Here is a 12,698-nt window from a genome sequence, read left to right on the forward strand (position 1 = left end):
AGAGATAATCATGAATGTGCTGTCCACTGGAATGGGCTGGATTGATATCCAGTACGGGGGGCTGAACCGCTATTTTGCCGATTACGCTAACGCCATGAAAGAACATGGACATTCTGAACTGGGCTTTATCGTAGCGCCGAAGGGCTCCCGGTTAACGACGGATCTTAACATCAGAAATGTTACACATGATCGCGAAGCCAATCATTATCTGCCTCGAATGCGTTTGGTTAAAAAGCATACACATCAGGCGGTGAAATCCTTTCAACCGGACGTGTTTAACCCGCACTTTGCGTTCTACACAACGATGATCACAAGGAGGGTAATCCCTCCTCATGTCCCGATCATCACGCATTTTCATGGTCCGTGGGCAATGGAAACAGAGGTACAGCAGACGTCAGGTGCGACAAATTCCATAAGGGAAACCAAGTTCTGGCTCAAAAAACAAGTAGAACAATTAACCTACCGCCGTTCCGATAGCTTTATCGTGCTGAGTGAGTATTTTCGAGATATATTAACGGGAACCTACGGCATTGAAGACAGCAAAATTCATATCATACCCGGCGCGGTTGATCACAATCGCTTCCGGCCTCATCCTCATCGTGAGGAATTGAGATCGCAACTGGGCCTATCTCCCGGTCAGCCCGTGCTGTTCTGCATCCGCAGACTTGTACGCCGAATGGGGATAGATCGTCTGATCCATGCCATGGCAGATGTCATCCGCATACATCCCGACGTTCAGTTATTCATCGGAGGTGATGGACCGATGAGGGCTGAGTATGAAGAGTTGATTCAGCAATTGGGTCTCTCAGCCAATGTGAAGTTACTGGGTAGAATTTCAAATGAGGAGCTCGTTCAATATTACCAGGCTGCGGATATCAGCGTCGTTCCGACATTAACGCTCGAAGGCTTTGGCTTGATCACGGTAGAGTCCCTGGCATGTGGAACGCCGGTTCTGGGAACCCCTTATGGGGGAACGAAGGAGATTTTGCGGGGCATATCGGATGATTTGATGTTTGAGGATGGCTCCTCTGAAGCGATTAGCAAGAAGATCATAGACGCTCTAAATAATGATTCCTTCCTTCCCTCCCGGGAAGCGTGCAGGGAGCATGTGTTGAACCGATATACATGGAGCCGCGTGGCGGAATCCGTGACCGAGGTATTTGCAGAAGAAGTCAATAAAAGAAAGGTATTCAGAAGATGAGAATCGCTTTTTATAACCATACAAGCGCGATCAGCGGTGCGGAGATCAGCCTCATGCTGACCGCAAAGCATCTGACAAAAGCCCATCCGATTTTGTTCGCTCCCGAAGGAGAATTGCTGCAGAAGGCACGCAGCGAGGGACTTGAATGCGTTGCTCTTCCGAGCTACCGGGCGAGAATGACCAAAAATCCGTTTCTTCTGATCGTTTATGTGATGGGCATGCTGTGGGCAGGATGGAGGCTTGCACGGCTTATGAAGAAAAGCCGAGTGGATCTCATACATGCCAACTCCATAAGAGCGGGGATCATGGCCGGATTGTTCAGATGGTACCATCAGCTGCCTGTCGTGTGGCATATACGGGATATGCCTCCGCAGGGAATCATCGGGAAGCTCATCAAGAGGTTTGCCGGATATACAGCGCAGGCGCTCATCGGTATTTCTGAGTCCGTTATTGATGGTATCAAGCATCCTGCGGTTGAGGGGCGATGTTATCTTGTACACAACGGCGTGGAAATGCAGAGCTTTGACAGTGAAAACAAACAACAGATTAGAGAAAAGATTCGGCTGGAATTATCTACACCGCCGGATGCGCAAGTATTGACTATTATCGGGCAAATCGCTCCCTGGAAGAGACAAGAAGATGCAATAGAGGCAATGGCTAATCTGGTACGAGAGGAACGAAATATCGTTTTATGGATCGTCGGAGAAGCCAAGTTCAGGTTGGAGAATGAGCGTTATCTGGACAGCCTGCAGGAGAAGGTTGCATCCTTGGGGCTTGAAGATCATGTGGTATTCACGGGATACCGTGAAGATGTATTGGAGATCTGCTGTGCAGCAGATCTCCTTTTATTATGCTCCGACCAAGAACCTTTCGGGCGGGTCATTATTGAAGCCATGTCGCAAGGGACTCCTGTCGTGGGGACAAGAGGGGGCGGCGTCCCCGAGATCATTGAGCATGGGGTCAGTGGGCTTATGTATGAAATCGGAGATGCCGCCGGACTCACACAATGTATCCATCAGATTTTGTCGGATGAGACCGTAAGGTCTTCACTCAGCAGAAATGGAGAGATCAGGGCAAGGGATCAGTTCTCCATAACTCAGACAGCACGGAAGGTTGAGGACATATATCAACTGCTCCTGAAAGGAAAGGGAGCCGGGACCGGATTAATAGAGCGTCAGCAGGCAAAGGAGTTCATATAAATGCGAAACGTAAAAGTGGCCATTGTCCACGATTATCTCAATCAAATGGGCGGCGCAGAACGGGTGGTTGCCGTGTTCCGAAAAATGTTTCCCGAAGCGCCGATTTATACGACCATTGTTGACCAGGAGAAATTGCTTCCGGAATTGAAGGATGCGGTCATCCATACGACCTGGATGCAGCGGATACCGGGAATTTTGCGGAGATTTAAGCTGTTCTTCTGGCTGTATCCTTTCGCAGTATCCTCCATGAAGCTGAAAGGCTATGACCTCATCCTAAGCTCCAGCAGCGCTTATGCAAAGGGAGCACGTAAGGAAAGGGGCAGCGTGCATGTATGCTACTGCCACACCCCGATGCGATTCGCCTGGGATTTCGAAGGCTATATGGAAGGCGTTGCCGTACCAAGGAGCTTGAAGCGGATAGCGAAATGGCTGACCTACCCGCTGCAGAGATGGGATCGCAGCAATTCCGCACGGGTAGACCGCTTGATTGCCAATTCGACCATCGTTAAGGAACGCATTAGTCGCACATATGGAGTAAAGGCGCCGATTATATTTCCGCCGGTAGATATCAGCCGATTCAGTGTTAGCGAAGATGGTCCCGGAGACTATTTCCTTGTGGTCTCAAGGCTGGTGTCTTACAAACGCATGGATCTTGCCGTTCAGGCTTGCACCCGGCTGGGCCAAAAACTGCTCATTGTTGGAGACGGCACTGACCGGCAGCGGCTGGAGCAGCTGGCAGGTGATACGGTTACTTTCCTTGGCAGAAGAAGCGACGAGGAAGTCGTCCGCTATATGCAGCACTGCAAAGCACTAATCTTCCCAGGGATTGAGGACTTCGGGATCACGCCGCTGGAGGTGAACGCCTGCGGTCGGCCGATTATCGCTTATCGCGGAGGCGGGGCGCTGGACACCGTTGTTGCAGAGCAGACCGGCTTGTTCTTCGAAGAGCAGTCGGTGGAATCCTTGATGGAAGCAATCAAGCATTTTGAAACATATGACTGGGATGCGGATCGGATAAGACTGCACGCAGAGGCTTTCAGCGAGGATGTGTTCATGGAACGATTGCAATCCAGCATTGAAGGAGCGATGAACGCCAAAGAGAGAGGCGCCAAGGTTGCGCAAATGGAAGGGAGCTATTAACCATGCAGATCGTACTGTTGTCTGGGGGAAGCGGGAACCGGCTATGGCCATTATCGAATGAAACCAGATCCAAACAGTTCCTGAAAATACTAAATGATGCCACAGGTAAGCGGGAATCGATGGTACAGCGGGTATGGGGTCAGCTGGGGCTTATGAATCTCCAACAATCGGCTGTGGTGGCTACCGGCAAATCGCAGGTGGAACTGCTGCAGAATCAGCTTGGTTATGACGTGGAGATCATTGTTGAGCCTGAGCGGCGGGACACGTTCCCGGCCATCGCCTTGTCGGTGTGCTATCTGTATTCCGTAAAAAGCGCCAGCCCTCAGGATATCGCGATCGTCCTCCCGGTTGATCCGTATGTGGACGCTCACTTCTTCAGCAAAGTGCAGGAGCTTGAGGAGCTCATGCAGGAAACGGGGGCAGACGTGGGATTGATCGGCGTTTCGCCGGACCATCCATCCTCGAAGTTTGGTTATATCGTGCCTAAAGCGATAGCCAAGCTGGAGAATGGCACGGAGTACTGCGAGGTGAGCCATTTTGTTGAGAAGCCGAAAGAAGGGATTGCAAGGGGACTCATTGAGCAGTCCGCCTTATGGAATTGTGGCGTATTCGCTTTTCGCCTGGAATATATCCTCGATTACCTCTTGGAGCGATCTCTGCCGATTCAGTATGACGAACTGCTGAGGCAATACAGCCAAGTTGAGAGAACAAGCTTTGATTATGCAGTCGTCGAGCAGGCGAAGCGGATTGTTGCGCTGCCCTACCAAGGGTTATGGAAGGATCTTGGTACTTGGGATGCGTTAACCGAAGAGGTTCATACACAGCTGATTGGAAAGGGAACCTTGACGGAGGACTCTATCAACACGCACGTCATTAACGAATTGGATATCCCCATTACGGTGATTGCGGCACCCAATCTGATTGTGGCCGCAAGTCCGGACGGCATCTTGGTATCGGAGAAGAGTGCCAGCATGCGGATCAAGGAAGTGCTCCAGTTCGGTGATCAACGCCCCATGTACGAAGAGCGGCGCTGGGGGCGTTACCGCGTATTGGATTACGTTAAATATCCCAACGGCAATGAAGTATTAACGAAACGGATATGCGTGCTCCAGGGGAAGAACTTGAGCTATCAATACCATCTGCTGCGCAGCGAAGTATGGACCGTGGTTTCCGGACAAGGGGAGATGATCTTGGACGGCAGCGTTCGTATGATCGGCAAAGGCGATGTGGTCATCATATCGGCGGAAGCGAGGCACAGTCTACGGGCGATTACGGATATCGAAATCATCGAGGTCCAGACGGGCAGCGAGCTGATTGAGGATGATATCGTCCGATTGGCCATGGACTGGGAGGAAATCAAGATTAGTGTCTTGACTTAAGAATCGAAGATACCTTGGGGAACAATTAAACGGTGAGGTGTAGAGAATGAAAATAACGGTAATCGGCGCAGGTTACGTTGGATTGGTATCCGGTGTGTGCTTCTCTGAGCTTGGCCATGAGGTCATATGCGTGGATCATATCGAAGCCAAGGTGGATATGCTGAATCGCGGCGAAGTTCCGATCTATGAGCCAGGCCTGCAGGCATTAATTAAAGCGAATCGGGAAAGGGGCCGTTTGCGCTTCTCGACGGATTTAAGAGCGTCAGTTCAGCCTTCCGACATCATCATCATCGCTGTAGGAACGCCGTCGCTGCCGAGCGGGCAAGCTAACTTAAGCTTTATTGAGCAAGCGGCGCAGGAGATCGGCCAAGCGATGAACGGCTATAAAATCATTGTCACCAAGAGTACGGTGCCGGTCGGGACAAACGAGCGGATTCGGGATATCGTGGCCAAGTGCACGAACGTGCCATTCGATATCGCTTCCGTACCGGAGTTTCTGCGTGAAGGCACGGCCGTTCAAGACACCATGAACCCCGACCGAATCGTGATCGGTACTGATAGCCCGAGTGCGGGGCAGCAGCTGACAACGCTCCATCAGAGCTTGACCTCGAACATCATCGTCACGGACATTCGCAGTGCGGAGATGATTAAATATGCGTCCAATGCATTTCTTGCAACCAAAATTTCGTTTATCAACGAGATTGCGAACATCTGTGAAAAGGTAGGCGCGGATGTGACCAAGGTGGCGTACGGGATGGGATTTGATCAACGCATCGGCGCTTCATTCTTGAAAGCGGGCATTGGCTATGGCGGTTCCTGCTTCCCGAAAGATACGCAGGCGCTGATTCAAATCGCCGGACAGATGGATTATGACTTCAAGCTGTTGAAATCGGTCGTCGAGGTGAACCGGCAGCAGCGCTATAACGTCATTCGCAAGCTGGTATCCTTATTGGGCCAGCTTACCGGGAAGACGATCGGTATATGGGGACTGGCGTTTAAGCCGGAGACGGATGATGTGCGCGATTCCCCTGCCTATGAGATTATTGCCGCTTTATCGGACATGGGAGCCGTTGTGAAGGCTTACGATCCGATTGCAGCAGATAATTTCAGACATCACTGTGATGTTAGCGGGCTGATCTACTGTGAGAATGCACGTGAGGCCGCTTGGCAATCGGATGCATTATGCATCCTGACGGAATGGGAGGAATTCCGTCAGATTCCGTTATCTGATATCGAGAGCTGGCTGAAATCACCGTATTTGATCGATGGCCGCAATATTTATGAGGAAGAACAGCTAGCTGAGACACAGCTTGTATATTATTCTGTGGGCCGTCCGGGAATGAATCGGGGTGTTAAAGAAACCGCACCATTCATTATGCTATAACTATTAAATTCTGAGGTGGTTGTTGTGATGATCCTGGAGGATGCATTAGAGCTGGACTTGAGCGATATGCCGAGGGAACTGTCGTTTCTGCTATCGATTTTACGGAACCCGGACTTAGAGGAAGGAATTGCACTGCAGGAAGCATCTGAGATGGACTGGAATCTGTTCATGAAGCTTGCCTTGCATCATCGCGTATATCCGCTGGTTTACCTGGTCTTGAAAAAGAATACATCCCTTGTTCCGGTCCATGTCATGCAATCCCTTCAACGGCATTATCATGATAACACCATCAAGATGCTCCATCTCAGCAGAGAGATGAGCCGAATATGCGAAGCATTTGCCAGTAAAGGGATTCGGAATCTTTTGCTCAAGGGGCCGCTTCTGGCTCTGAACCTGTATGGAGACGTAGCGCATAGAACATCGAAAGATCTGGATATTCTCGTTGATGCCGAAGATGTGGAGAAGGCGGAGGCTATATTGTCACAGCTTGGATATGAATCTGAAGAAGAGATCATTCTGGGCAATTGGAAGAAGAAAAGCCACCATCGATCCTACGAGCATCGGGAGCATTCGGTCCAGGTTGAAATTCATTGGCGGTTAAACCCGCATTACAGCAAATCCTACTCGTTTGAATCGTTATGGCGGCGGCGGGGCGAGGCGGTGATGTCTCATCAGACCTATTTCTGTCTCGGTCATGAGGACTTGTTAAGTTACCTGACAGATCACGGAGCGAGGCATGGCTGGTTTCGGCTGCGGTGGTTAATGGATATTGCCCGTTTGCTGCCTCTACTCGACAGCAGCCGGATGAAGCAGCATTTTGCACGTAACGGAGGCGAGATGTATGCAGGGCAGGCCTTTATCCTATCGTCGCTTCTGTTGTCGGCCAAGATTCCCCATGACCTGGAAATGTCGACGATCAACGCCAGGTCGCTTCGATTGGCAGAGAAGTCCCTTTATTACATCAAAAGGATCATTCAGTTGAATCCTGTACCGGAAAAAAGCGTAGCCTGGCACTATAACCGCTATCTCTTTTCGTTAATGTCCGGCAAACAGAAAGTCCTATATATCTTCAACAAGCTGCTTCCCAGCTCACGGGATGCCCTGCAGCTGCCCTTGCCTAAACCGCTATATTTCTTATATGTACCTCTGCGGCCCTTTTTATGGTTTTGGAGGCAAATCAAGCAGCAATCCGTATAGCGATGATCATAGCCGTGAGATGCGAAGGAGGATTACCATGTCCGATAGCAACCTTTTGCCAGTCAGTCCAACGATATTAATTACAGGCGGGGCCGGATTTGTCGGGAGTAATTTCTTGCGCCTGATGCTTCACCAATATCCTTCCTATCGTTTTATCAATATGGATAAATTGACGTACTCAGGCAATATGAATAATATTGCGGATTTTATAAAGCATCCTAATTATATCTTCATTCACGGTGATATTTGTGATAGAGACCGTACGGATTCTCTTATTAGAGGCTATGAGGTTGATATCATTATTCATTTTGCTGCGGAGTCGCATGTTGATCGGAGTATTAGGGATCCTCTGGTTTTTGTAACATCGAACATTAACGGCACTCAATCTCTGCTGGATGCTGCAATCAAGAATAACATCAAGTTGTTCTTGCAAATATCCACGGATGAAGTATACGGATCACTGGGTGACACAGGCTCCTTTACGGAGAAGACCCAGATTGCTCCCGGTAACCCGTATTCCGCCAGTAAGGCAAGCGCAGATATGTTGGTTTTAGCCTACGGCAACACGTACGGCCTGCCATTTAATATCGTCCGGTTTGGGAATACTTACGGTCCCGCGCAGTATCCGGAGAAGCTCATCCCTATGGTCATCTTAAACGCGCTTCATAACCAGCGCATCCCCATACATGGTGAAGGTCATAGTATCCGCGATTGGGTCTTTGTTCGTGACAATAACACGGCAATCGATAAGGTTCTGCATCATGGCCGCCGCGGAGAGGTGTATAACATTGGCTCCAAACAAGAAAAGAGAACCATTGAGGTTGTTCATTTACTATTGGACATGTTGGATAAGCCCAAACATCTGATCGAATATGTCGAGGATCGACCCGGACAGGATTATCGGTATGCAAATCGCCCTGATAAAATCATGAATGAACTCGGTTGGAGGCCTCAATACGATTTTATGGAAGGGCTGAAGCAAACCGTTCAATGGTATACGGAGAATATGGATTGGTGGCAACCACTCCAGATGAAAACGTAGCTATGCAAAACCAATATTAAGGAGGCTTGTGCTCATGAATACGGAATGGAAGACGTCCGAAGTGATGATCATGCAGTCTGAAGGCTTTCTGGTCAGCGATATGGATGGCGAGAAAGTAATGCTCAGCATCGACAATGGAAAGTACTACAACCTGGGCCGGATCGGCGGGCGGATCTGGGAACTTGCATCGTCCCCAATCGCGATTCATCGTATGGTGGAGCAGCTGGTGGCGGAATATGATATTGAGCCTGAAGCGTGCGAACAGCAGGTGCAGCAGTTCTTGCAGCAGCTTGCCAGTGAAGGGCTTGTTCAGGTGAAGGAGGCATAATGAGCCTGTACCGGAAAGCAAGAGCTTACATGGCGTTTCCTGTGGCCATGAAGCTTATCTTCATTGAAGCCTATATTTATCTTGCGTGGGGGAGAGTGTTCAAGCTGTTCCCTTTTGCAAAAGTGGCTCCTTCTTTAGGGGAATATATGAAGGAAACTCCGCTTACCTGTTCGGAGCAGGAACTTGGGCAGCTTCGCCAAATCTCAAGGGCTGTGCATGCGATGAGTCGTGTCACATGGTGGGAAAGCCAGTGTTTGGTGAAAGCGGTAGCGGCGATGAAGATGCTGGAGCGAAGAAACATCGCATGTACCTTGTATCTGGGAAGCGGGCGGGATGATCAGGGACGAATGGCAGCACATGCCTGGCTTCGCAGCGGCCCTTATGTCATCACGGGAAGGAAAGGGCATGAGCGCTATGCGGTTGTTGGAATATTCGGCAAGGAAGGAACGCGGTCCGAAGAGCCGGACTATAAGCAGCCATTCGATAAGGAGTAATTATATTGAAGGATCTCATTTATTTTATTCGTAAAATGCACGGGATAGCCGGATTCAAGCTCTATCTGAATTTATGCATGATTCTGGTCATTAGCATTTTGGACGGTATCGGCATCTATTTAATCGTTCCTCTGCTCGGTGTGATCGGCCTCCTCCAGATGGATGTGAGCGGGGTGCCACTGGTTTCAACACTGATGAACTTTGCCGAATCCTGGTCGCTGCAGCTCAATCTGCCGATGGTGCTGGCCTTCTACATCGCCATGGTAGGCGGGCAGGCTTTCCTTCAGCGAAGTCAGAATCTGTTAAATGCCTCTATATTACAGCGATTTATTCGCAAGCTGCGGATGGAAACTTACCAGGGACTGCTGCATGCCAAATGGGAGTTTTTCCTGCGGCATCGCAAATCCGATTTCAATCATATCATGATGAATGAGGTTGGACGCGTGAATCAGGGCACCTATCTATGCCTGCAGATAATCTCGTCCTTTGTGTTTACGCTCATTCAGATTGGCCTCGCTTTGTGGCTGGCCCCGATGTTAACCCTCATCGTACTGATGAGCGGTGGTGTCATCGCCTTGTTCGGACGCCGATTTATCCGCCGATCCAAGCGGATCGGTGAGCAAACGACAGAGCTGTCGAAATATTATTTTGCAGGCATCAGTGAGCACTTCAGTGGCATCAAGGATATCAAGAGTAACCGGCTGGAGCCGTCTCATATGGGCTGGTTCGACAGGCTGACAAGAAGAATGGAACATAACTTTATCCAATTCAACAAAATCAATTCTCTGTCCCAAATGATATATCGGCTTTCATCGGTATTGCTGGTGGCTGGGTTTGTATACTTGGCGCTGGGGGTGCTGCACACACCCGCAGAACAGCTGCTTATGATCGTACTTATCTTTTCACGTTTATGGCCAAGATTTATCAGCATTCAATCAAGTACTGAACAGCTCGTGTCCAATCTCCCGGCTTTCCGGGCCATGCGCGAGCTGCAAGCGGAATATGAGGCGGACCGGGAGCTGGCCGGTTCAATTGAGATGAAGAAGGGAGAGGTGCTTCACCTGAAGCAAGGAATCACATGCAGCGATGTGAATTACAGGTATAACTCCTCTTCTCCCATCTATGCGTTGCGAGACATCAACCTGTTTATTCCGGTTAATCGGATGACTGCTATCGTCGGTAAATCGGGTGCAGGCAAGAGCACACTGATCGATCTGCTTATGGGGCTGATCCAGCCGGAGAACGGGGAGGTTCTTGTGGATGGCCTGTCCATCCAGGATGAACACCGGCTTCTGTCGCTCCGGGGAAGTATCGGATATGTGGCGCAGGATCCTTTTCTCTTCAACGAGAGTATTCGCGATAACCTGAAGCTGGCCGCTCCCGAGGCATCGGATGATGAACTGTGGGAGGCGCTGAGATTCTCCGCTTCTGATGAATTCGTTCACAGACTCCCACAAGGTCTTGATACCGTTATCGGTGACCGGGGGATTCGTCTGTCGGGGGGTGAGCGCCAGCGAATTGTGCTGGCCAGAGCCATTCTGAAGCGGCCGTCCATTCTTGTGCTGGATGAAGCCACAAGCTCGCTCGACAGCGAGAACGAACAGCGAATTCAGGAAGCATTAGAGCAGCTGAAAGGAAGCATGACCATCATCGTGATCGCCCATCGGCTGTCTACGATCCGCCATGCGGATCAGGTGATTGTGATGGACCAGGGGCGGGTTATCCAGCAAGGCGGCTATCAGCAGCTCTCTCAGGATCACAAAGGTACCTTCCGGCAGCTGCTCAGTTATCAGACGGGTACCCAGATGTAATAATTGGTACAATAGGCACGCCCTCTATGGTCTTGGGCGAAAGCAATTCCTGTAATATCTGATCAGCAAGGGCGATAGTAGATGTGGCAACTGCCAAAAGCGGCCGTTTCTCGGTAGTTTACCGGGAGACGGCCGCCTATTTTGTATAGGCCGCCAAAAGATGCCGGTAACTGGATAATAAGATATTTGCTATTTCAGATCCATTAGGGTATACTGAATATATTGAGATTCTGACCTGGATATTCACATATTGCAGAGGGTTATTATTTTGATAATGAACCTTGTGCAATATGTGAATTTTTTTATTTTTAACCAAAAATGAGAAAAATCATATAAATTTAGGAGGTGTTTCTATGCAAACAGGAACAGTTAAATGGTTTAACGCAGAAAAAGGATTTGGTTTTATCGAGGTTGAAGGTGGAGAAGACGTATTCGTACACTTCAGCGCGATCACAGGTGACGGCTTCAAGTCGCTTGATGAAGGACAACGTGTTGAATTTAACGTCGTCCAAGGTAACCGCGGACAGCAAGCCGAAAACGTTGTAAAACTGTAAACTTTGAGTAAAGATCCCCAAACCTTTCGTTTGGGGTCTTTTTTTAAAATGGGCAGAAATGCATAAGCTTTGAGTAGCTGAATAAGTTAGGAAATGGAAATGGCAAGAACAGCCTTTATACGGCGGCCTGGCATGGGAGAAATACGTCGAGGGCGTTTTCTTATATGAAGTAAACGGCTAGAAGGCGTTTAAAAATGTAGCTAAGGGGGAAATTCATTGTCTTATTCTTGGAATAAACCGCTGGAGAATCTGCCGGAAGAGATGACTGCAATTTGGTCTTGTACGAAGGAAGGGTGTAACGGTTGGATTCGAGATAACTTCTCGTTCAAGGAAGTTCCCACTTGTTCACAGTGCGCGTCGTCCATGGTCAGCAGCAATAAAGTCTTGCCGATCCTTGTTTCGTCGGATCAACAAATCAAGCTTTATCGAAAGAATCAGCGCAAGGACACCCAATCGTAGGAGACAGGTCTCACGGCTCCTTAAGTATTTTGTTTCATCCGTTGCGTACAAGAAAGGTTGAGGATTACATGCAGGTATTCGAGGATTGGAATTTAAAGGTGAAAAAAACGTTTAATGCAACAAGCAGAAAAGAGGTATTAACCGTTTCTGAGGCAGGTCATTTGTTAGGTTTATCCAAAGATCAAATGAGAACCTATGTCGATAAGAATAAGCTGACCAAAGTTCCGATCATGAGAAGCGTGCATCGATACCTTTTGTTGAAGAGTGAAATCGATCTTATTGTGAAAGAACGGTAACAACGATGGTCATTTTCGAGCCGCTTACGAAACGGTGGCTATATATAATAACCAACAGAAGGAGCGGAGTTTTAGCGCTTCTTTTTTGGCGTGGTCGCCCATCAAATGTATTCTAAAAAAACCGCCCTCCATGTGTACTGAAGTGCACCCCTTAGAATAGACATTGGATTAAACCCCTGGTTTATCCGATGAAATTCTAGGGGTGCATTTTTTT

13 protein-coding genes are annotated in these 12,698 nt (G+C 49.1%); all 13 read left to right on the plus strand.

The annotated features are described in order from the left end of the window. Positions 1 to 10 precede the first annotated feature (10 nt). On the plus strand, positions 11 to 1,201 hold the full coding sequence (locus AM231_RS21890) for a glycosyltransferase family 4 protein (RefSeq protein WP_054404506.1): 1,191 nt from the start codon (positions 11 to 13) through the stop codon (positions 1,199 to 1,201). Continuing rightward, positions 1,198 to 2,400: a glycosyltransferase family 4 protein gene (locus AM231_RS21895; RefSeq protein ID WP_054404507.1), complete on the plus strand. Its 1,203-nt coding sequence runs from the start codon at positions 1,198 to 1,200 to the stop codon at positions 2,398 to 2,400. Before AM231_RS21890 ends, AM231_RS21895 begins: the two co-directional genes overlap by 4 nt. After that, positions 2,401 to 3,540 carry a glycosyltransferase gene (locus AM231_RS21900; RefSeq protein WP_054404508.1) on the plus strand — a complete coding sequence of 380 codons (1,140 nt, stop codon included), beginning with the start codon at positions 2,401 to 2,403 and terminating at the stop codon, positions 3,538 to 3,540. A 2-nt stretch (positions 3,541 to 3,542) separates the two neighbouring features. After that, positions 3,543 to 4,919 carry a sugar phosphate nucleotidyltransferase gene (locus AM231_RS21905; protein ID WP_054404509.1) on the plus strand — a complete coding sequence of 459 codons (1,377 nt, stop codon included), beginning with the start codon at positions 3,543 to 3,545 and terminating at the stop codon, positions 4,917 to 4,919. Positions 4,920 to 4,965: 46 nt separating this feature from the next. Beyond that, positions 4,966 to 6,303, plus strand: coding sequence for a UDP-glucose dehydrogenase family protein (locus AM231_RS21910; protein ID WP_054404510.1), 1,338 nt, complete (start codon positions 4,966 to 4,968; stop codon positions 6,301 to 6,303). Between the two features lie 27 nt (positions 6,304 to 6,330). Beyond that, complete coding sequence (locus AM231_RS21915) at positions 6,331 to 7,500, plus strand: nucleotidyltransferase domain-containing protein (RefSeq protein WP_053490373.1); 1,170 nt, start codon at positions 6,331 to 6,333, stop codon at positions 7,498 to 7,500. A 37-nt stretch (positions 7,501 to 7,537) separates the two neighbouring features. Continuing rightward, on the plus strand, positions 7,538 to 8,542 hold the full coding sequence (rfbB, locus tag AM231_RS21920) for a dTDP-glucose 4,6-dehydratase (RefSeq protein WP_054404511.1): 1,005 nt from the start codon (positions 7,538 to 7,540) through the stop codon (positions 8,540 to 8,542). 34 nt (positions 8,543 to 8,576) lie between these two features. Beyond that, a complete protein-coding gene (locus AM231_RS21925; RefSeq protein WP_082341775.1) occupies positions 8,577 to 8,870 on the plus strand; it encodes a lasso peptide biosynthesis PqqD family chaperone in 294 nt (97 codons plus the stop codon). After that, positions 8,870 to 9,364 carry a lasso peptide biosynthesis B2 protein gene (locus tag AM231_RS21930; RefSeq protein ID WP_054404513.1) on the plus strand — a complete coding sequence of 165 codons (495 nt, stop codon included), beginning with the start codon at positions 8,870 to 8,872 and terminating at the stop codon, positions 9,362 to 9,364. The genes AM231_RS21925 and AM231_RS21930 overlap by 1 nt, the downstream gene beginning before the upstream one ends. A gap of 5 nt (positions 9,365 to 9,369) precedes the next feature. Beyond that, a complete protein-coding gene (locus tag AM231_RS21935) occupies positions 9,370 to 11,175 on the plus strand; it encodes an ABC transporter ATP-binding protein (RefSeq protein ID WP_054404514.1) in 1,806 nt (601 codons plus the stop codon). 353 nt (positions 11,176 to 11,528) lie between these two features. After that, positions 11,529 to 11,729: a cold-shock protein gene (locus AM231_RS21940; RefSeq protein WP_006207692.1), complete on the plus strand. Its 201-nt coding sequence runs from the start codon at positions 11,529 to 11,531 to the stop codon at positions 11,727 to 11,729. Between the two features lie 216 nt (positions 11,730 to 11,945). Next, positions 11,946 to 12,188, plus strand: coding sequence for a cold-shock protein (locus tag AM231_RS21945; protein ID WP_054404515.1), 243 nt, complete (start codon positions 11,946 to 11,948; stop codon positions 12,186 to 12,188). A gap of 68 nt (positions 12,189 to 12,256) precedes the next feature. Continuing rightward, positions 12,257 to 12,484: a MerR family transcriptional regulator gene (locus AM231_RS21950; protein WP_053494016.1), complete on the plus strand. Its 228-nt coding sequence runs from the start codon at positions 12,257 to 12,259 to the stop codon at positions 12,482 to 12,484. Positions 12,485 to 12,698: the final 214 nt, after the last annotated feature.

Origin of the sequence: Paenibacillus solani, assembly GCF_001277345.1 — a bacterium.
In the GTDB taxonomy this organism is placed as follows: domain Bacteria; phylum Bacillota; class Bacilli; order Paenibacillales; family Paenibacillaceae; genus Paenibacillus_AQ; species Paenibacillus_AQ solani.

Excerpts from the sequence above, each read along its gene's own strand:
- AM231_RS21915 (WP_053490373.1), top strand. The coding sequence starts at position 6,331 with ATGATCCTGGAGGATGCATTAGAGCTGGACTTGAGCGATATGCCGAGG.
- AM231_RS21910 (WP_054404510.1), top strand. The coding sequence starts at position 4,966 with ATGAAAATAACGGTAATCGGCGCAGGTTACGTTGGATTGGTATCCGGT.
- AM231_RS21900 (WP_054404508.1), top strand. The coding sequence starts at position 2,401 with ATGCGAAACGTAAAAGTGGCCATTGTCCACGATTATCTCAATCAAATG.
- rfbB (WP_054404511.1), top strand. The coding sequence starts at position 7,538 with ATGTCCGATAGCAACCTTTTGCCAGTCAGTCCAACGATATTAATTACA.
- AM231_RS21930 (WP_054404513.1), top strand. The coding sequence starts at position 8,870 with ATGAGCCTGTACCGGAAAGCAAGAGCTTACATGGCGTTTCCTGTGGCC.
- AM231_RS21890 (WP_054404506.1), top strand. The coding sequence starts at position 11 with ATGAATGTGCTGTCCACTGGAATGGGCTGGATTGATATCCAGTACGGG.
- AM231_RS21950 (WP_053494016.1), top strand. The coding sequence starts at position 12,257 with ATGCAGGTATTCGAGGATTGGAATTTAAAGGTGAAAAAAACGTTTAAT.
- AM231_RS21925 (WP_082341775.1), top strand. The coding sequence starts at position 8,577 with ATGAATACGGAATGGAAGACGTCCGAAGTGATGATCATGCAGTCTGAA.
- AM231_RS21895 (WP_054404507.1), top strand. The coding sequence starts at position 1,198 with ATGAGAATCGCTTTTTATAACCATACAAGCGCGATCAGCGGTGCGGAG.
- AM231_RS21940 (WP_006207692.1), top strand. The coding sequence starts at position 11,529 with ATGCAAACAGGAACAGTTAAATGGTTTAACGCAGAAAAAGGATTTGGT.
- AM231_RS21905 (WP_054404509.1), top strand. The coding sequence starts at position 3,543 with ATGCAGATCGTACTGTTGTCTGGGGGAAGCGGGAACCGGCTATGGCCA.